Genomic DNA, 17913 nt, shown 5'->3' with positions numbered 1-17913 from the left:
ACGAAAACTCGACAGGATCGCGGGTTTCTCGTTGCGCCGTCCCCGAAATTCGGTGATATCGGATAGTTTTGCCCGGAGTCGACCTTGCGGGAGAGAACATGCCGAAGCACCGCCCTCGACAGACGGACAAGTTGTCCGCCCGGCACCGGACGGCCTTCGCGCTCGCCGGCGGGGCGCTCGCCGTCCTGCCCGCGGTCACCGCGTCGGCAGGCCCGGACGCCCCGGTCGCCGCGCCGAAATCGGCCGCACCGCAGAACCAGGCCGCGGCCTGGCAACCGCCGGCGGGCACGGTCCCGGAGATCGCCGTCGACGGCAGCCTCCCCCAGCCGCCCACGCCGGACCCGCTGACCGTCCCCGGCCACAGCGGCAACGTCGGCGGCGCGTTCGCGCCGTCGGGCGCGCTCGGCATCCCCGCCAGCATGATGAAGGCGTACAAGAACGCGGCCGACATCCTCGCGAAGGAACTGCCCGGCTGCCACATCGACTGGGCTTTGATCGCCAGCATCGGCCGGATCGAGTCCAATCACGCACGCGGCGGCTACGTCGACGCCAAGGGCAACACCCTCGAACCGATCCTCGGCCCGCAACTCAACGGCGCCGGGCCGTTCGCCGCGATCTCCGACACCGACGGCGGCAAGTACGACGGTGACACGGTGTGGGACCGCGCGGTCGGACCGACGCAGTTCATCCCGTCGACGTGGAAGGGCTACGCCTCCGACGGCAACGGCGACGGCGAGTCGAACCCGAACAACATCTACGACGCGACGCTGGCCTCGGGCCGGTACCTCTGCTCCGGCGGTGTCGACCTGACGTCGGAACAGACCCAGCGCGTGGCCGTGTACCGCTACAACCACTCACTGTCCTATGTGGACACCGTGATCCGCTGGGCGGTCGCCTACCGCGGCGGCGTCGCGACCACGCCGGACAGCCAGGTGCCCGTCGGCGCTCCCGACTCTCCGGACGTCGCCGCCGGCACGCCCGGCGGCGAGGTCCCGGTGCCGACCCTGCCCGGCACTCCCCCGCCCGGTACGACCACGCCGCCGCCGACGTCGCAGCCCGGTACGTCGCTCCCGCCGAGCAGCACCACACCGCCGAGCAGTACTTCGCCCTCGAAGCCGACCAGCACCCCGCCGTCGTCGACACCTCCCTCGTCGACACCGTCTTCGTCGACACCGCCTTCGAGCACGCCTCCGTCCTCGACGACGCCCCCGCCGTCCAGCACGTCCTCGGCTGCGCCGTCCTCGACACCGGCCGGGAACACCGGCGAGACGAGCCCGACCAGCACCACCACTTCACCCACCCCGTGACGCTCGTCAGTGGTAAGGACGGTTAGGGCCAGCCGTGTCTTAGGTACCTACTGGCGCCTGGATGAGCTTGCGCGGGCCGGTCCGTGAAGGCCTCCTTGCCTACCTTGAGGGTAGGGAAGGAGGCCTTCACTACCGCTGGGACCGCCACGCTCGCTTAGTAGGTTCTGCCGGTGCGCGGGTGGCGGTTTCGCGTGTTCGGGCGGACGACTCGCGGCGGAATCGGCCGCGGGTCGTGTCGTCCATCCAGTCACGCGTGTCATCCGCCGGATCACGCGTGTCGTCCGGTCAATCACGTGACATCGCCGACTCAGCGCCCGGAATGGCCTGAACCCGTTCCGCGTTACCGCTTCTCGTAGCCACCAACCGAGAGAAGCGAGACACGGATGTCGTCTTTCGTCATGACCGCCGAAGAACGGGAAGCCTTCCTGAGCGAGGTCCACATCGGGGTCTTGGCCGTGGAACGGGAGGGCCGGGCGCCGCTGGCCGTGCCGGTCTGGTACGACTACGAGCCAGGCGGAGAGCTCCTGATCTGGATGGACGGCGGCTCGGTCAAGGACAAGGCGATCAAGAAGGCGGGCAGGCTCAGCCTGGTCGCGCAGACGGAGACCTTCCCCTACAAGTACGTGACGGCCGAGGGTCCGGTCATCGCGAACGACACGCCGCCGACCAGGGAGCAGGCGCTGAAGATCGCGCACCGCTACCTGCCCGGCGACGAGGGCACCAAGTACGTCGACGGCGCGCTCAGCGACAACTCCGTGCTGGTCCGCGTCCGGCCGGAGAAGTGGCTGAGCAACGACCAGAGCAAGGCCTGACCGCATGACGGTGTCCCGGCGGGCCGGCCGCCGGGACACCGTCATCAGCCCGCGATCGGTTCGAACTCGACGACGCTGTCGAGTGCCTTGCCCATCGCGGCGTTCCCTTCGCGTTCGATCATGATCTCCACCAGCACCGGTCGCGACGTCCGCTCGGCCTCCTTGCGCGCCCATTCCAGCGAAGCCCGGATATCGCCAGGCTCGGTGACACGGGTGCCGGAGCAGCCGTAGGCCTCCATGACCTTCACGTTGTCCGTGCCGATCTTGTCGTAGTGGATGTCGACCTCGAAGTTCATCTCGTAGCCGGTCTCGGCCTGCCGGATGAGCCCGAGGTACTCGTTGTTCAGCATGATCAGCACGAACCCGACGTCGTACTGCGCGGCGACCGCCAGCTCCTCCACCAGGAATTGGAACGAGTAGTCCCCGACGACGCCGACGACCTCGGCCTCCGGTTTCGCCTTCTTGACCCCGATCGCCGCCGGGATCTCCCAGCCGAGCGGCCCCGCCTGGCCGCACACCTGGTAGTGCCGCGGCTTGTGCGCGCGCTGGAACTGCCCGGACCAGATCTGGTAGAGCCCGATCGCGGTGACGAAGTAGGCGTCCTCGCCGTAGAACTCGTTGATCTCCTTGAACACCCGGGGCGCCTTGATCGGTGTGTCCTCGAAGTCTTCGCGCCGGGGCAGGCTCCCCTTGAGCTCGCCGATCCGCTGTGGCCACGCGCGATCCCGCACCGGCGAACGCTTCGACGCCGCCTCGATCAGCGCGTCCAGGAAGGCGCCCGTGTCCGACACGATGCCGAGATCCGGTCCGAACACCTTGCCCAGTTGCGTCGGCTCGATGTCGACGTGGATGAACTTCCGGTTCCCGCGGTAGACGTCGAGGTCACCGGTGTGCCGATCGCCGAACCGCGCGCCCAGCGCCAGCACCAGATCCGCTTCGAGGAAGGCCGCGTTCGCCCAGCGTTGCGAGGTCTGGATACCCGCCATGCCGGCGAACAGTTCGTGGTCCTCGGGAAAGGTCCCCTTGCCCATCAACGTCACGCCGACCGGGACGCCGAGCAGCTCGGCCGCGGTCCGCAGCCGGTCGCTCGCGTCGCCGAGCACCACGCCGCCACCGGCGAGGATCAGTGGCCGTTCGGCGGCCAGCAGCAGATCCAGCGCGCGCTGGACCCTGGCCGGTGACGGCGTCGCCCTGGTGACCGGCAGCGGCGAGTCGATACTGGAGTCCCACTCGATCTCCTGCCGCTGGACGTCGATCGGCAGATCGATCAGCACCGGCCCCGGACGGCCGGACCGCGCGATCCGGAACGCCTCCCGGAACACCCACGGCAGCTGGGCCGCCTCCTTGACCTGCACGGCCCATTTCGTCACCGGTTTGGCGATCTCGACGATGTCGACGGCCTGGAACGCCTCGGTGTGCAGCTTCCGCGAGTCGGCCTGCCCGGTGATGCACAGGATCGGGATCGAGTCGGCCTGCGCGGTGTAGAGGCCGGTGATCATGTTCGTCCCGGCGGGCCCGGAGGTGCCGATCGCGACGCCGACGTTGCCGGTGGTCCTCGCCCAGCCGTCGGCCATATGGGTCGCGCCCTCTTCGTGGCGCACGATCAGGTGCTCGATACCGCTGTCCTGCATCGCGTGGTACAGCGGGAGGATCGCGGCGCCGGGGCAGCCGAACGCGGTGTCGACGCCCTCACTGACCAGAACGTCGACGACGGCCTGCATGGCGGGGATTCTGGGCATGCGTCACTCCTTGTTTTCCGCGCCGGACAGCGTTTCGACGACCTTCAGCAGCGCGGAGTGATCGAGCGAGCCGTGGCCCATCGCCCGTCCGGCGGCGACGAGCTGGGCGACCAGCCCGGTGAGCGGCAGCGCGACCTCGGACTGCCTGGCGGCGGCGAGCGCGATGCCCATGTCCTTGTGGTGCAGGTCGATCCGGAAGCCCGGCGCGAATTCCCGCGCCACCATGGACTTCCGCTTGAGTTCGAGAATCCGGCTGCCCGCGAGGCCGCCCGCGAGGACGTCCAGCCCGACACCGGCGTCCACGCCGGAGGCTTCGAGCAGCACGATGGCCTCGGCGATCAGCCCGTAGGTGCCGCCGACCACCAGCTGGTTCGCGGCCTTGACGACCTGGCCGGCGCCGTGCGGCCCGACGTGGACGATCGTCTTGCCGACCGACTCCAGGATCGGGAGCGCCGCGGTGAAGTCCTCGCCATCGCCACCGACCATAATGGACAGTGATGCCTGCTCGGCTCCGGCCTGGCCACCGGAAACGGGCGCGTCCAGCACCCGGATCTCCCGTTCCGCCGCCCGCTCGGCCACCTCGACGGAGGTCTCCGGCCGGATGGTGCTCATGTCGATCAGCAGGGTGCCCGGTTTCGCCGACTCCAGCACCCCGCCCGCCGCGAGCACGACGGTCTCGACCTGAGGATGGTTCGGCAGCATGGTGATGACGACCTCCGCGCCCGCCACCGCGTCCGTCACCCCGTTCGCGGCCCGGCCGCCCGCGGCTTCCAGCCTCGCGAGCGCGTCGGCGTTCGTGTCGAACCCGCTCACCTCGTGGCCGGCGGCGACAAGATGTCCCGCCATCGGCCCGCCCATGATGCCCAGGCCGATGAATCCCAGCTTGGTCATGCCAGTCCCCTTCGTTCGAAAGGCAGCCACGACAGCGAATCCGCGCTCGGCCCGTCGGGCTTGTACTCCACGCCGACCTGCCCGCGGTATCCCGCCGTCTGCAGCTTTTCCAGGTATCCCTCGATGTCCAGCGTTCCGGTACCCGGCTGGTGACGCCCTGGGGAATCGGCGATCTGCACATGGCCGATCCGTCCGGTGTGGACGGTCGTGACCGTGTCGAGGTCGTCACCGTTGACCGCCAGGTGGTACAGGTCGGCCAGCAGCTTCACGTTGTCCCGCCCGAGTTCGTCGAGCACCTTCAGTACGTCGTCCGCGGTTTTGAGCAGGTACTTCTCCGCCCCAGACAACGGCTCCAGGACGATCTCCGCGCCGATGCGCGCGGCCGCGTCCGACGCGAGCGCCAGATTCGACAGGCCGAGCTTGTCCTGCCCGGCCGGATCCGCGCCGTCGATCCGGTTGCCGTAGAGCGCGTTGAACCGCCGGCAGCCGAGCCGCTCGCCCAGGTCGATCGCCGAAGCGATACCGCGGGCGAACTCGTCCTCGCGGCCGGGCCAGGTGACCAGGCCGCGATCGCCGCCCGCCATGTCACCGGGGAAGAAGTTCAGCCCGGTCACCGCGACGCCCGCCCGCTCGACCGACGCCACGAAGGCGTCGACCTCGGCGGCGTCCGGCACCGGCGTCTCGAACGGCCACCAGTACTCGACCGCGGTGAAACCCGCCGCGCGCGCCGCCTCCGCACGGTCGAGCAGCGGCAGCTCGGTGAAGACCAGCGACAGGTTCAGCACGTACGGCAGCGCATGACGCGAACCGGCAAGATCAGCCATCGAAACCTCTGCAATTTCGCTCTGCGGAAACTTTCTTTCGTATATCGAGAATAGCTTGCTGGCCTGCCCTCGGTCAACGGGCGGTATACCGGCAGAGGGACGTCGAGCGCGGGTGGCCGTTCGGTACAGGTGGTCGTGAGTGGCGATTCGGGTTCTAACCCGAATCGCCACTCACGACCCACTCGACCATCACCGGCAAGCGTTCGCCGGTTCGAGGGTGTCGCCGTAACAGAACGTCGGGATGTTCTTGCCCGCCGCCGCGCAGGCGTCGAGAATCGTCGATCCTTCGGGAACGCGGACGATCTCGCCGTCCACAGTGAACTCGACGAGCCGTCGCGGGAGTCCTATTTCGACGATGGTCATGACTGCCCCTCCGGCGCGCCCAGCCGGTCGATCGCCGACTCGATGGCGTTCCAGGCGGTCTGGGCCGGCCCGCAGATGGACGAATCACGCATCACCTGGCCGACTTCGCGCAGCAGCGCGAGATCGTCCCCGCCGGTGCCGAGCCCGCGGCCGCCGACGATCCGGTGCAACGCCTCCTCCTGCCGCACGGTCACGATCCGGCGCGGCACGCACTGCCCGCCGCGCGGGCGTCCTCCATGGTCAACGGCAGGGCGGTCTCGTCCGGGCGCACGAAACCACCCACCGCGCCGCCGAGCAGGATCGCCCGGAGCTCCCGCCCCTCGGGCCAGGTCGAGCAGTTCACCGAGCGCCGTCCCGACGGCACCTCGTACACGCCAGGACGCCGGACAGGCAGAACAGTTTCGGCCCGGACGAACGCTCCGTCCCGATACGGCGGTAGGCGTCGAAACCCTCGGTGAGGATCAGCGGGACGTTGACCAGGGTCTCGACGTTGTTCACCACCGTCGGCTTGCCGAACAACCCCGTCTCCACCGGGAACGGCGGTTTGGTCCTCGGCTCGCCGCGGAAGCCTTCGATCGAGTTGAAGATCGCCGTTTCCTCGCCCTGGAATCCGCGTTCGCGGGCGATGTCGATGGCGTTGCGCGGCACCTTCAGCGCGCGTGGATACTCACCGCGCGGGTAGACGTATCCCTTCCGCGCCCCGATGGCGAACGCGGCGATCGCTGGTCCTCCGTCGCTCCCACCGTGACAAGGTACGGCGGCCAAACTGGCGGCCATGGGCACTGCGGTGCATCGGCACAAGGGGCTATGGATCGTGCCGTTCGCACCGGGCTTCAACGCACGGAAGATCGGTGGCAGGCGAGTGGTCGACCGGAGAGCGGTGAAACGCTGCGGCGCCAGCACACGGCCGCGATCACCTCGTCTCCGGACGCTTTCGGTCTGATCAGCTGGAACGAGTTCAGCGAGAACTCCCACGTCGAGCCCAGCGTCCGGGATGGCGACCGCTACCTGACCGTACTGCGAGACATCACAGGCACACCCGCGCCACGCCTGAGCCCACTGGCGGAAGACTCCAGCGGCACGGGCGCTTCAGGCAGGTCCCCGACCGGGCCGGTCGTGGCGGGCGGAACGATCCTGCTGCTCTGCGTCCTGCTCGTCCTGACGATCCGGCGACGGCACCGACCCGAGCGATCATTTCAGATCTGCTGAACCAGCACTGAACCTGAAGCGGTCAAGCCGCTCGACGTTCCCTGCCCGGAAATCGACTGGCCGATTTCCGTACATCTCCACGGTCATCTTGATCTGCGAAAAATACATGTCGCACGCAGCAGCACAAGCACGACCATATGCTCGAGCCCACGACACGTTCGCCCGGTCAGCCAACGAATTTCAGGCTGAGGACGCTGGAGGTGCCGGTTCGTTGAAGAGCAACCCCATAGATCTGGCCGTGTTCACCGGCACGCTGCTGGGCAGCGGCTTTTTGCTGGTGTCGGGCGCCCCACCGGGCACACTTCGAAGGCACAGCCGACTGCCTTTCGCAGCGCCTCATGACTGAGTTCGGGCAGGGGTACGCCGTCGAGCAGTACCTGTCCTCGCTCCGGGTCGCGCAATCTCGCCGCCAGCGCGGCCAGCACGGATTTACCCGCGCCGGACCGACCTGCCTCCGGGAACGACCAGATCGATGCCCGCCAACAGCGTCCTATCCCCGGCGAACGCACTCACGCCCCGGAATTCCACCTTCCCAGGGCCGTCGAGCAGAGTGCGCCCGCCGTATTCGATGGGGACGGCAAGGACTTCACCCGTCCGCGCGGCACCGGCGCGGGCCCTTGCGAACCGGCCGAACACCCTGAGGCCGCCGAGACCGCCCCCATGACCGCGCACAGAACATTCTTGCATTCTGATGTCAGGTTGCCGACGAAGGAGTTCGCAATGTCTCTGTCGCGTCGAACACTGCTCGGCTCAGCCCTCGCCGCACCCGCTTTCGGCTTGCTGCCCGACACAGCCCAGACCGCCTATCCCCTCGGTGACGTCGTCGGCAAGGTTACTGTCGGCTATCAGGGTTGGTTCGCCTGCCGGGGTGATCACTCTCCCATCAATGGCTGGTGGCATTGGAGCGACGACTGGAGTCGACCGCCATCTCCATCCCTCAGTTCGGTCAAGTCGTGGCCCGACGTGCGCAACTACATCAACACCTATCAGACCGCGTTCCCGAACCTGGGCGATGGCCGGCCCGCCACGCTGTTCTCCAACTATGACAGCCAAACCGTGGATATCCACTTCCAATGGATGCGTGAAAACGGCTGCGACACGGCGGCTCTCCAACGCTTCAACCCGACCGGGGGTGAAGGCCCCATCCGGGATGCCGTCACCGCGCACGTACGGGCGGCCGCCGAGACCACCGGTCGAATGTTCTACATCATGTATGACGTGACCAACTGGACGAACATGCAGTCGGAGATCAAGACCGACTGGCTGACGAAGATGTCGGCCTACACCTCGTCCTCAGCTTACGCGCATCAGAACGACAAGCCGGTCGTCGGCATCTGGGGATTCGGGTTCAACGATCCCGCCCGCCCGTGGGGACCTGAACCCTGCCAGGACGTCGTGAACTGGTTCAAGGCGCGAGGCTGCTACGTGATGGGCGGTGTACCGACACACTGGCGCACCGAGATCGAGGATTCCCGGCCCGGTTTCGGCGGTGTCTACCGGTCGTTCGACATGCTGTCGCCGTGGATGGTCGGCCGGATCGCCACAGTCGCCGATTCGGACCGTTTCCACACCGCCGTGAACGTGCCTGACAAGGCCGAATGCGATGCCCACGGCATCGACTACCAGCCGTGTGTGCTGCCCGGCGATCTCAATCAGCGCCAGCGCGTACACGGTGACTTCATGTGGCGCCAGTTCTACAACATGGTCCGGCTCGGAGCGCAAGGCATCTACATCTCGATGTTCGACGAGTACAACGAGGGCAACCAAATCGCCAAGACCGCGGAGACTTCGGCTGACGTTCCCGCGGGTTCGGGTTATCTCGCTCTCGACGAAGACGGGACTCGCTGCTCCGCCGACTACTACCTGCGGCTCACCGCGGACGGCGGCCGCATGCTCAAGGGACAACTCCCCTTGAGCCCCACCAGGCCGACACTTCCGACGGCCGAGTCGCAATCGTCGTTCGGCCCGGCGTAGATCAGCATCGCCGGCACTACCCTCCGCCCGGTTTGTTCGCCGCTACACGGCGCGCGCCTTGTCTCGGAGAGCACGGCGCAAGGCTTTCAAGGTCAAGTTTCAGACCTTGAAGCATGGCCGCATCGCGCCATCGACCATCAGAGAACATCGCGATCTTCACGATTCCACAAACATCCCCAGCCCCGGCGGGTTTCTGCACCACCAGCAGAGCCGCCGGAGAGCTCATCGTTGCTGGAGAGGGAGTCGGTGCCAGGGCAGTCTGCGCGACTTGTGCGCCTCCCGTACCGCGAAGAAAGCCCAGAACAGGAGTGATCCCACACAGAAGGCGGCGAACAGCCAGAACGACCGTAGGACATCCCCCCACGTCGTCCCGCTCCGCCAGTGGATGAGCACCACGGTGAACAGGATTAAGACCGTCGCATACACGGCCAGCCAGATGCGGCGGTTCCACTGGCGCAGGATCGCGCCGTGTAGGAACCGCACCGGCACCAGGCCGATGACCAACGTTTCCAGGCTCAGCACAACGATCTGCGACAGCAGGGTTCGAGCGCGACCAGCGCCGCGGGTGCACCCGGCTTCTCGGCGGCGGCCCTGACGCCGAACTGCCAGAACAGCCACGCGCACGCGGCAAGTGCCACCAGCACGACCACACCACGCAGCACTGCCTCCGCCTTCACCCGGACGTGCCGGGTACCTCGGGCGCGCACGATGGTGTATCCCAGAAGCAGTCCATACACGTAACCCGGTTGAAATGAAAAGAATCGCGACACCGCCGCGCAGACAATGGCGATCACGAGAGCCATACCGATGACCCGCAGCCGGGCCGCGTCGCCGCCGAAGGCGCTCCGCAGCCGCTGCTCGATCGCATACTCGTAGGCCAGCACCACGAACGGAATCGCGATGAAATAGCCGAACGCGACGGGGGCGAACTGCCGCGGCGACGTGACGTTCACCTGGACCGTGGTCATCAGGAGCGCTGCGACTCCCGCGAAGGCGACCACGACCGGCCACGAGGTTGCGCGCGCCGGGCGTTCCTTCGGCAGGAACGGCAGCCATCGACGGATGGCGCTCTCGTTCTCACGGTAGGTGGTGTTGAACAGCTCACGATACCGCCTCGCAGCAAAGCTGCGCAGGCGGGAATGAATGGCAACCTGCGCGAGCGCCCGGACAGGCTCCTGCGGCATGCACGGCAGGAGCCACTCTGACCATCGAAACCAGGGGACACTTTCGAGATGCACATCGATCGAGGGCAGACCGCTGATCATGCACGCCGGAAGTCTCGCTCGACCGCGACATGACCCTCGAATAGCCAGAACGCGCCAAGCCGGCCAGCACGAACACAGGCGAGGCGTCAGTGACAGGCCCTACTCGAAACTTCGAGGACGCGTCGGAGGTCGGTGGCGGGGCCGTCAGCCGGGCATGACTTCGATCGAGATCGCGGCGCGCACTCGCTTCTCCAGTTCATCCAGATCGTCGGGCGTGGCCGCGTCGATGAAGAAGCTGACGGACCGATCGTCGGAACTGGCCAGTGGCACCAGTTTCGCTCCCCGTGGCTGGTGTACCAGGACCGCACGCAGGGTCGGGCCGTCGTCCGGGGTACCGGGCAGGATGTCCGGCCACACGCCGCTGGCGCCGATCCACACGGGTTCGACATCCGGCCATTCGACGGTGACGTCGGCCAGTTTCCCCGGCACATGCTCGAGGTAGACCTGCCGGGCGTAGCGGGTCGGCCGCGGATACGAGGCACGCTCGCCGAGAGCGATGCGAATGATCTCCGGTTCCAGCGGGGCGCCGGTGGCCAGGTGATAGAGCACCAGAAGACCGTCACCGGGAGTCCGGCCGGCGATCTCCATCAACCGGGGCACCCCGTCCTCCCCGACGCGCCATTCGGAGTGCGCGATGCCGTCGGCAAATGCCAGGGCGCCGAGCAGCGCGCGGTTCGCGTCGAGGACGGTATCGCGGACGCTGTCGTCGGCGGTGGGAACGCTGTGCGCGAGTTCGACGAATGTCCGGGCGTGCGAGTCGGTGGTTTCCTTGCCGGTGACCGAGGCGAAGATTGTTTCTCCTCGCTGCACGAGGCTTTCCACCGAGTACTCCGGGCCGTCGACCTTTTCTTCGACCAGGACGACCTCATGGCCGGGATAGCCACTGAGGCGGCGGCGCAGCTCCTCTTCACCGTGCACGGTCTCGACCCCGGAGCTGGACGCGCGACCCGCTGGTTTGACCACCGCCGGGTAGGTGACGCCAGACAGATCCGCGGTTTCCCGGTCTCCCGCGGGGATGGTCAGTGACGCCGGGCCGAGCTCCGGGGCATACCAGCGTTGCAGGAACTTGCTGCGGCAGGCGCGGCTGGCGCGCAGGCCGGGTGACGGGACGCCCAGCGCGTCACAGAGCAGGCCGGTCGGCTCGGCCAGATAGTCCCCGACGGCGTAGGCGCCCACGATGTCGTACGTGGTCCGCCACACGGTGGCCTGTGCGATCGCCCCCGCGAGAAAGGCGCCCTGCACGGTGAAATCGCCCGAAACGTAGCCGATTTCGGTGATCTGCGAAGCAGGGTTGTCCGGGTCGCCGATCGCGGCGGCCGCCTGCTCGCGGTAGGACTCGGCGGTGATCACCAGGACCCGCAGGTCGCGTCGGGTCACCTCGTCGAGATACAGCGGGTTGCGCCGGATCACCGGGAACGAGCCGGTGAGGATGACGGCGCCGGGCTTACCGGTCCGCTGGGTCATGCTGCCTCCTCTGGTCGGTCTCAGCTGTCGGTGCCGGCGATGCGGATCGGAAGGCCCCAGGAGGCGAGTTTCTCGATCCACTGCCCGGCGGTGGCCGGGTCGGGGGCGCCCTGGACGAGCCCTGCCGGCAGAGCTCCGTCGAGCAGTTCTCCGATGCCGAGGGCGAGCGGCACGGATACGCACCGGGCCATGGCGCTGGCGCCGGGCTCACCGATGAGGTCCAGCGAATACCGGCCGGCCCAGGTGCGTCCGTCCTCGCCGCGGACGGACAGTTCGACCGCGAGCACCACCCGGTCCCTGTCTTCCGCGCGTGTCGGGTAGCGGGTGGCAAGTTCCTCCGCGAGTTCGGTGATCCGGTCGGCGTCGCCCTCGCGCAGCTCGGCGAACACCTTCTCCCAGGCGTCGAGCCAGCCGTTCAGGCGGAGGGTTCCGCGTACGAAGGTGTCCAGCCGCCAGCTCTCCGGTATCCCGTACTGGCGGATGTAAGGCAGGCTGTCCCGATTCGGGTACACCTCGAATCTTTCCCCGTCGAGATCGAGCGGCCGCGCTACCTCCCACGGCTGGTTCGCGATGTGCTTGTCGCCCGCCTCGACGTAGTGCGCCGGGGTGAGCAGGGCGGTCAGCACACCGCGGGGTGCCCAGCTGAACCGGTACCGGAACTCGTTGGGCTCGGCGGGCACTCCGCCGCAGTAGGAGGTGAACGCGGCGGTGGCCGTCGTGTCCGGCCCCAGCGCCCGCGCCGCCCGCTCGACCAGGACGTCGGCGAAGAGGTGGTCGATTCCGGGATCCAGCCCGATTTCGGTGAGCACCGTGAGCCCGGCCGCGGCCGCCTTCCCGGCACCGTTGCGGATCTCGTCCGAGGCGTAGCTGCTGCAGGCGAAGTGCGCGCCGTTGTCCAGGCAGAGACGCAGCAGCCGCGGATGTTCGGTGCCCGGCAGCATCGAGACGACGACGTCTCCTTCGGTGACCTCCGCGGCCAGTGCTTCCGGGGTGAAGCGCCGAGGTTCGCCTTGCGCTCCGAGACGAGCGAGGCAGGCGGCCGCTTTGGCTTCGGTGCGGCCCCAGAGCAATACGCGTGCTCGCTCGGCGAGGGCGGTGAGACCGGGCCCGGTGGACAGGCCGGTGCCGATCCAGTGCACGGTCGGGGTGTCAGGCATGGTCTTCCTTCCGATGGAGGGCGTGGGAGGCGCAGGCGGCGGTGAACGCGGCTTCGGCGCGGCGCCAGACGCCGGAATCGCCGAGGACGGCCAGATGCGGCGCCAGGTCCGCGGCGAAGTCCACGGTCGCTTCACGGGGAAGCAGTGACGGCAGGTTGTCGATCGCGATCACGTCGAGTCCGTCCAGCGGGAGCGCCGGGTCCTGCCAGGTTGTGGTCCGGTCGTAGATCGGCAGGGCGTGGCATGGCGATCCGACATCGCAGGTGACGTCGGCGACCACGGACAGCCGCCGGGGGCGCCGGAGCGTCTCGGCGGTCAGGAACGGGGAGATCGGCCCTGTGGCGAGGACCGCGTTGACGAGGACGTCGTGGTCGAGCAAGGCTGCGACGTCGAGGTTTTCGGTCTCCGCGAGATCCCACCGAGTCACTTCCGCGCCCGCCGCGACGAGCGCGTCCCCGGCCCCGCTCCCGCATCGGCCGAGGGCGCCGATGACCAAGGCCCGCAAGGGTTCCTCATCCGCGGCCAGAGCCTTGTCGAGGTTTCCGCGGGTGGTCGGCGTCAAGGGTTCGACCAGGTCACCGCGGTGACGCAGGACGGCGAGCGCGGCGCCGACGTAGCCTGCCCAGTACCCGAAAGCGGCGACCCGGCGACCTCGCTCGTCGACGAGGCTTTCCAGATCCAGCAGCGTTCCGCCGCCCTCGGCGAATCTGCGCAGCAGGTTCGCGGCTCCCGGCTGGTTCTTGTAGGCGTGCCCGAAGAAGACGTGCCGGTGCCGCAAGAGGTCTGGCCGGTCGGGCAGTTCCTTCAGGCCCACCACGTGCACGTCTTCCGGGGCGTCCGGCCAGCTCCCCGGCGGGACCAGCGCGCAGCCCACCGCCGCGTACTCCTCGTCGCCGAACACGCGCCGCGATGAGCGCTCCACGCTGACGGCGACGCCCTCGCGGAGCAGCTTCCCGGCTGTTTGCGGAGACAGCGGCGCGCGCCGCTCGGTCGGCCGGGACTCTTCGCGCATCAGCAACGTCAACTCGGTCACAACACCAGCTCCGCACTGTCGTCTTCGGTGGATGCGGCCACCGCGACGTCACGAAGCAACGGCTGTTCGAGGAAGTAGGCGAAGGAGGCGTATCCACGCCAGATCCGGCGCCACTCCCCCGCCACAGCTGCTTCGCCGCTGGTGCGCCGCACCCGGTCCAGGTAAGCGACGATGATGTCGGCGGCCTGTTTGGCATGCCCGGCGGAGAAGTTGTCGATGGTCAGGTGCGCCTGCTCGTAGCAGTCGTCGAAACCGTGGTGACGCAGCTTCTGGATCTCGTGCAGCCGCATCTCGCCGGAGCCGAACATCTCGATCGCCAGGTTGTAGCCGAGGATCTCGTTGTAGAACCGGTCGGGGAACAGGCACATCGACAGCTGCTGCAACGCGAAGCCGTACATGTCGTCGGGCAGTTCGTCCTGGTCGGCGAACTCCTCGGTGCGGATGTGCGGCAGGTCCCGGCCCTGGCTGACCATCGCGCGGCGGGTCAGGGTGAGGTGGTTCTTGCGCAGGTCCCCGTTGCCCATCTCGTCGGCGTGGATGCGGAACAGCATGCCGTCGCTTTCGCGTTCCCGGCGGCCCAGCCTGCCGACGCGGTGCAGCCAGGCGCCGTCGATCAGGTAGGTCAGCTGGTAGGTGCTCTGCCGGAACAGGACTTCGTCCACGTCCGGGACCTCGCGCAGTGGCTCGTACGGGTCCACCAGCTTCTCCCAGTAGATCTTCTCCGCGCGCGCGTAGAGCGCGTCGGCGTCGTACTCGAAGAAACTCGCGTCGGTGTAGCGGCCGCCCGCGCCGTGTTCGAACAGCACCTGCGCGTCGGCGAAACAGCGCTCCGCGCGCTCGATGGCCACCGGCATCGTGCTGGCGTGGTTCTCGATGTTGACCAGCCGATGGAAAAGGTCGCGGTCGTCGGCGGGCGGCGAGTCGTCGAACACCACGTCGCCGGGTGCGGCTTCGGCGAACGCGGCCGACCAGCGGGCGGCGAGTTCGTCGCCGACCGTGTTGAGGCGCACGGTGATCGGCGGCCGGTCACCTTTGTGCACGGTGGCGGCCCATTCGGCGAGCACCGCGGCTTCGGCCTCGTCGAAGATGCCGAACATCGGCCCGCCGAACCGGGTCGCGGCGAGGAACCAGCAGTCGCCGTCGTCGCGCTCCACCAGATACGGCGAGTCCCGGAATTCGGTGAGGAACGCGGCGAGTAAGCCGGGGTCCGTGTCGCCGGCGGCGCGGCCGAATCCGGCGAACACGTCCACCAGGTGCCGGTCGCCCAGCGAGACCCGGCCGTGCTGGCGGCCGGCCAGCGGCGCGTGCCGGGAGATCACCTCGGCGACCCGCGACTCCAGCGTCTGGGTACGGCGGAACTCGGCGAGTTCGGTGAGCAACCGCACGTGCTCGCGTTCGCACGACAGTGTCAGCGCGACGGCGGCCAGCACCCGCTCGCGGTCTTCCGGGCTCGCTTGGGCGGCGTATTCGCCGAGCAGGTCGTCGAGATCGTCCGCCGGGATCGGTGGCGGGGTGCCCAGCAGCAGATCGTCGACACCCAGCCGGTGGAAGGCGTGGTGCAGGCCGACGACCTCGGGCAGGAAATTGCCCGGCAGCACCGCGAGCGACAGCGGGAGGCAGGCGAGCAGGATCGTCGCGGGGCGGGCACCAGCACGGTCGAGGAAATCGGCGGCGGCGACGTCCGGCAGCGCCGCCCCCTCGTCTTCCAGCGCCCGCGCCCGGCGGTGCTGCGCGGATGCGAGCGGCTCGCCGCCTCCCGCCAGGTCGAAGTGATGGGCGAACAAGCGGTTCACCACGACGGCGGGCTGGGTGGCGGGCTGGGAGACCGCGTCGAGCCAGCAGCCGTCGAGCAGGGCGATCACCCCGCGCTGTCGGAGCAGCTCGGCACGGATCCCCGGCTCGGTCGTGGAGAGGGATTCCAGCGCGGGCCCCAGATCGGCTCGAGCCTGCACGATCAGCTCACCGGCGGCGCCGGGCAGATCGTCGACCGGTTCGCGCGAGTGGCCGAGGAAGGCGTGCAGGAGACGGCGGGCGAGGAGCAGAGTAGCTTCGGATTCGCGTTGCTGGAGAAGCGTGCGGAACATCTCGCGCGGGCCGGCGGCGATGATCGCGTCGACGGCGCCGTCGGTGCCGGGCGTGAAGTGGAACGGCCGGCAGGGCAGGGAAGTCGTGGTGTCGTCGGGGACGAGAGTCGGCTCAACGGCCATCGATCGCTCCTTCCGGTGTGCGGACCAGGATCCCGATCCGGGAGCCGGGCACGCTGGAGGCCAGCAGGTAGTGCCCGCCGGGGCGGACGCGGCCCGCCGTTTCGCGGTCGGCGAGATTGATCAGCGGGTCGGCGGCGAAGCAGTGCCCGACGCGGCTGATGTTCGTCGTGTCGAGCTGGCCGGGGCCGAAACCGGCCTGCCGTTCCTTCATCACCAGCAGCGGAAGGTAGATGTTGCTGTGCAGCAAGGCATCCAGCTCACCGACGTCGATTCCCCGGGTACCGAGGAGTTGCTCGTTGACCTGTTTGGCGAGGTCGGAGCTGATCTCGGACGACCAGTCCAGCGACGCCGTCTCCTGGGCGGACGAGCAGCCGAGGACTTCGTAGGCGCCGCCGTCGGCGTCGACGAGGCAGGCGGCGCCACCGTCGCTGAACAGCGCGTAACCGGTGATCCTCGTGTCTTCGTCGAACACCCGGTCCGCCGTGACGACGAGGACGCGCCGGAACCGCCCGGCGGCGACCAGTGCGGTCGCGACGTCCAGACCGGACAGCAGGTTGACACACCGGCCCATGCTCGTGCCGTAGACGGGGATGTCACCGAGACCGAGCCGGGTCAGCACCCCCCGGATGAAGGTGCCGTGTCCTTCCGGCGGTCCCGGCAGGTAGGTCGAGCAGAGCACCAGGGCCTCGACCGTTCCCGGGTCGGTCCCGCCGGCGCGCAGTGTTTCCGTGGCCGCGTCCACGGCGAGGTCGTCGAGTCCGCGTTCGGTGCGGAACACGCTTCCCCAGCCCCACAAGGCGGGTTCGAGGGCGAGCCCGTACTGCTCGGCCTTGGTCTCCAGGCCGGGCAGGTCCGCGTGGTCGATCTCCTGCTCTCCGAGGACGTAGCGAGGTTCGCCGAGGTAGACCGGCATCAGATCACCTCCACGTGTGTCACGGATTCGGCGTGCGCGTTCAGCACCGACACGACCGGGCCCGGGTCGGGATCGAAGTAGAAGTGACCACCGGGGACGCGGACGTGCTCCGGCGGCTCGGCGCATTCGATGTCCCACGGGGCGATCTGCGCGGAGCCGACATGCGGATCCTCGGTGCCGACGATGATCGAGACACCGATCTCCAACGGTGGTGCCGTCCGGTAGCGATAGCCCACGGCCAGGTCGAAATCGGCTTTGAGGCCGGGAAGCAGCAGGGCCAGGACGTCCTCGTCCGCGACGACGTCGGGTGGGAACTGGCCGAAGAACACCAGCGCCTCGGCGAATTCGGCGCCGTCCAGCCCGGCGATGCCGCGCACCCGCTCCGAAGGCAGCAACGAGGGGGCGGAGATGCCGGACGCGGTCAGATGACCGACGGCGGGAACATCCCGTAGCCTGCGGGCGACCTCGAAGGCCAGCAACCCGCCGAAACTGTGGCCGAACAGCTGCGCAGGGCGCGGATCGCGGTCGACCTCATGGGCGATCGCCTCGGCGATCCGGTCGGCGAGTTCGTCGAACACGGGGAGCGGTTCGTGCGCGCGGTGCGCCTTGCCCGGGGGGCAGACCGCGACGACGTCGGCGTGGCCGTCGAGCAGCGGCTGCCAGTCGAGGTAGGTACGCGGGTCTCCGCCGGCGTAGGGGAAACAGAAGACCCTGGCGGGGCGATCACCGCCGCGGGTGAGGAACCAGTCGGGCAC

Annotated in this window: 20 protein-coding genes; 4 read left to right on the top strand and 16 right to left on the bottom strand. The window is 68.4% G+C overall.

What is annotated here, in order from left to right; translation table 11 throughout:
• The first annotated feature begins 98 nt into the window (after positions 1 to 98).
• Both AC0685_RS14880 and AC0685_RS14875 read left to right on the top strand, forming a co-directional pair.
• The gene (locus AC0685_RS14880; protein ID WP_478226010.1) at positions 99 to 1307 is read left to right on the top strand and encodes a lytic transglycosylase domain-containing protein; all 1209 of its coding nucleotides are present in this window, start codon (positions 99 to 101) and stop codon (positions 1305 to 1307) included.
• Positions 1308 to 1690: 383 nt separating this feature from the next.
• Positions 1691 to 2119 (top strand): pyridoxamine 5'-phosphate oxidase family protein, encoded by a 429-nt coding sequence (locus AC0685_RS14875; RefSeq protein ID WP_478226009.1) that lies wholly within the window; start codon positions 1691 to 1693, stop codon positions 2117 to 2119.
• Positions 2120 to 2163: 44 nt separating this feature from the next.
• On the opposite strand, the gene gcl is transcribed toward AC0685_RS14875, so the two are convergent.
• From gcl to AC0685_RS14840, 7 genes are all read right to left on the bottom strand, one after another.
• Complete coding sequence (gene gcl / locus AC0685_RS14870) at positions 2164 to 3858, bottom strand: glyoxylate carboligase (RefSeq protein ID WP_478226008.1); 1695 nt, start codon at positions 3856 to 3858, stop codon at positions 2164 to 2166.
• 3 nt (positions 3859 to 3861) lie between these two features.
• Positions 3862 to 4749, bottom strand: coding sequence for a 2-hydroxy-3-oxopropionate reductase (locus tag AC0685_RS14865; RefSeq protein ID WP_478226007.1), 888 nt, complete (start codon positions 4747 to 4749; stop codon positions 3862 to 3864).
• Positions 4746 to 5573, bottom strand: a complete 828-nt coding sequence (locus tag AC0685_RS14860) for a hydroxypyruvate isomerase family protein (protein ID WP_478226006.1) — start codon at positions 5571 to 5573, stop codon at positions 4746 to 4748. The genes AC0685_RS14865 and AC0685_RS14860 overlap by 4 nt, the downstream gene beginning before the upstream one ends.
• A gap of 189 nt (positions 5574 to 5762) precedes the next feature.
• A complete protein-coding gene (locus AC0685_RS14855; protein WP_478226005.1) occupies positions 5763 to 5936 on the bottom strand; it encodes a 2Fe-2S iron-sulfur cluster-binding protein in 174 nt (57 codons plus the stop codon).
• The gene (locus tag AC0685_RS14850) at positions 5933 to 6145 is read right to left on the bottom strand and encodes an NADH-ubiquinone oxidoreductase-F iron-sulfur binding region domain-containing protein (protein WP_478226004.1); all 213 of its coding nucleotides are present in this window, start codon (positions 6143 to 6145) and stop codon (positions 5933 to 5935) included. The genes AC0685_RS14855 and AC0685_RS14850 overlap by 4 nt, the downstream gene beginning before the upstream one ends.
• Entirely contained in the window at positions 6127 to 6279 is a 153-nt protein-coding gene (locus tag AC0685_RS14845; protein ID WP_478226003.1) for a hypothetical protein, read from the bottom strand. Before AC0685_RS14845 ends, AC0685_RS14850 begins: the two co-directional genes overlap by 19 nt.
• A complete protein-coding gene (locus tag AC0685_RS14840) occupies positions 6276 to 6713 on the bottom strand; it encodes a hypothetical protein (protein ID WP_478226002.1) in 438 nt (145 codons plus the stop codon). The genes AC0685_RS14845 and AC0685_RS14840 overlap by 4 nt, the downstream gene beginning before the upstream one ends.
• 30 nt (positions 6714 to 6743) lie before the next feature.
• Here AC0685_RS14840 and AC0685_RS14835 point away from each other — a divergent pair, with 30 nt between their 5' ends.
• A complete protein-coding gene (locus AC0685_RS14835; RefSeq protein WP_478226001.1) occupies positions 6744 to 7145 on the top strand; it encodes a hypothetical protein in 402 nt (133 codons plus the stop codon).
• Between the two features lie 242 nt (positions 7146 to 7387).
• Here AC0685_RS14835 and AC0685_RS14830 read toward each other — a convergent pair whose 3' ends face one another.
• Entirely contained in the window at positions 7388 to 7654 is a 267-nt protein-coding gene (locus tag AC0685_RS14830; RefSeq protein ID WP_478226000.1) for an ATP-binding cassette domain-containing protein, read from the bottom strand.
• 211 nt (positions 7655 to 7865) lie between these two features.
• Between AC0685_RS14830 and AC0685_RS14825 the strand changes: the two genes are divergently transcribed.
• On the top strand, positions 7866 to 9119 hold the full coding sequence (locus AC0685_RS14825) for a glycoside hydrolase family 99 protein (RefSeq protein ID WP_478225999.1): 1254 nt from the start codon (positions 7866 to 7868) through the stop codon (positions 9117 to 9119).
• Positions 9120 to 9341: 222 nt separating this feature from the next.
• Here the strand turns inward: AC0685_RS14825 and AC0685_RS14820 are convergent, their stop codons facing one another.
• The 8 genes from AC0685_RS14820 to AC0685_RS14785 form a co-directional block, all read right to left on the bottom strand.
• Complete coding sequence (locus AC0685_RS14820) at positions 9342 to 9641, bottom strand: hypothetical protein (RefSeq protein WP_478225998.1); 300 nt, start codon at positions 9639 to 9641, stop codon at positions 9342 to 9344.
• The gene (locus AC0685_RS14815; RefSeq protein WP_478225997.1) at positions 9635 to 10384 is read right to left on the bottom strand and encodes a hypothetical protein; all 750 of its coding nucleotides are present in this window, start codon (positions 10382 to 10384) and stop codon (positions 9635 to 9637) included. The genes AC0685_RS14820 and AC0685_RS14815 overlap by 7 nt, the downstream gene beginning before the upstream one ends.
• A 144-nt stretch (positions 10385 to 10528) precedes the next feature.
• Positions 10529 to 11848 carry an ATP-grasp domain-containing protein gene (locus AC0685_RS14810; protein ID WP_478225996.1) on the bottom strand — a complete coding sequence of 440 codons (1320 nt, stop codon included), beginning with the start codon at positions 11846 to 11848 and terminating at the stop codon, positions 10529 to 10531.
• Positions 11849 to 11868: 20 nt separating this feature from the next.
• Positions 11869 to 13005 (bottom strand): saccharopine dehydrogenase family protein, encoded by a 1137-nt coding sequence (locus AC0685_RS14805; protein ID WP_478225995.1) that lies wholly within the window; start codon positions 13003 to 13005, stop codon positions 11869 to 11871.
• Complete coding sequence (locus AC0685_RS14800; protein WP_478225994.1) at positions 12998 to 14038, bottom strand: saccharopine dehydrogenase; 1041 nt, start codon at positions 14036 to 14038, stop codon at positions 12998 to 13000. Before AC0685_RS14800 ends, AC0685_RS14805 begins: the two co-directional genes overlap by 8 nt.
• Positions 14035 to 16245 (bottom strand): iron-containing redox enzyme family protein, encoded by a 2211-nt coding sequence (locus AC0685_RS14795; protein WP_478225993.1) that lies wholly within the window; start codon positions 16243 to 16245, stop codon positions 14035 to 14037. The genes AC0685_RS14800 and AC0685_RS14795 overlap by 4 nt, the downstream gene beginning before the upstream one ends.
• On the bottom strand, positions 16235 to 17158 hold the full coding sequence (locus tag AC0685_RS14790; protein ID WP_478225992.1) for a beta-ketoacyl-[acyl-carrier-protein] synthase family protein: 924 nt from the start codon (positions 17156 to 17158) through the stop codon (positions 16235 to 16237). Before AC0685_RS14790 ends, AC0685_RS14795 begins: the two co-directional genes overlap by 11 nt.
• Entirely contained in the window at positions 17158 to 17913 is a 756-nt protein-coding gene (locus AC0685_RS14785) for a thioesterase II family protein (protein WP_478225991.1), read from the bottom strand. Before AC0685_RS14785 ends, AC0685_RS14790 begins: the two co-directional genes overlap by 1 nt.

The organism is Amycolatopsis sp. NPDC043889 (assembly GCF_056435645.1).
This window is presented reverse-complemented; position numbering and strand designations above follow the sequence as displayed.

What these genes read in the sequence shown, in the direction of transcription:
- AC0685_RS14880 (WP_478226010.1), top strand. Translation starts at nt 99, where the DNA reads ATGCCGAAGCACCGCCCTCGACAGACGGACAAGTTGTCCGCCCGGCAC.
- AC0685_RS14875 (WP_478226009.1), top strand. Translation starts at nt 1,691, where the DNA reads ATGTCGTCTTTCGTCATGACCGCCGAAGAACGGGAAGCCTTCCTGAGC.
- gcl (WP_478226008.1), bottom strand. Translation starts at nt 3,858, where the DNA reads ATGCCCAGAATCCCCGCCATGCAGGCCGTCGTCGACGTTCTGGTCAGT.
- AC0685_RS14865 (WP_478226007.1), bottom strand. Translation starts at nt 4,749, where the DNA reads ATGACCAAGCTGGGATTCATCGGCCTGGGCATCATGGGCGGGCCGATG.
- AC0685_RS14860 (WP_478226006.1), bottom strand. Translation starts at nt 5,573, where the DNA reads ATGGCTGATCTTGCCGGTTCGCGTCATGCGCTGCCGTACGTGCTGAAC.
- AC0685_RS14855 (WP_478226005.1), bottom strand. Translation starts at nt 5,936, where the DNA reads ATGACCATCGTCGAAATAGGACTCCCGCGACGGCTCGTCGAGTTCACT.
- AC0685_RS14840 (WP_478226002.1), bottom strand. Translation starts at nt 6,713, where the DNA reads ATGGCCGCCAGTTTGGCCGCCGTACCTTGTCACGGTGGGAGCGACGGA.
- AC0685_RS14835 (WP_478226001.1), top strand. Translation starts at nt 6,744, where the DNA reads ATGGATCGTGCCGTTCGCACCGGGCTTCAACGCACGGAAGATCGGTGG.
- AC0685_RS14825 (WP_478225999.1), top strand. Translation starts at nt 7,866, where the DNA reads ATGTCTCTGTCGCGTCGAACACTGCTCGGCTCAGCCCTCGCCGCACCC.
- AC0685_RS14815 (WP_478225997.1), bottom strand. Translation starts at nt 10,384, where the DNA reads ATGATCAGCGGTCTGCCCTCGATCGATGTGCATCTCGAAAGTGTCCCC.
- AC0685_RS14810 (WP_478225996.1), bottom strand. Translation starts at nt 11,848, where the DNA reads ATGACCCAGCGGACCGGTAAGCCCGGCGCCGTCATCCTCACCGGCTCG.
- AC0685_RS14805 (WP_478225995.1), bottom strand. Translation starts at nt 13,005, where the DNA reads ATGCCTGACACCCCGACCGTGCACTGGATCGGCACCGGCCTGTCCACC.
- AC0685_RS14795 (WP_478225993.1), bottom strand. Translation starts at nt 16,245, where the DNA reads ATGGCCGTTGAGCCGACTCTCGTCCCCGACGACACCACGACTTCCCTG.
- AC0685_RS14790 (WP_478225992.1), bottom strand. Translation starts at nt 17,158, where the DNA reads ATGCCGGTCTACCTCGGCGAACCTCGCTACGTCCTCGGAGAGCAGGAG.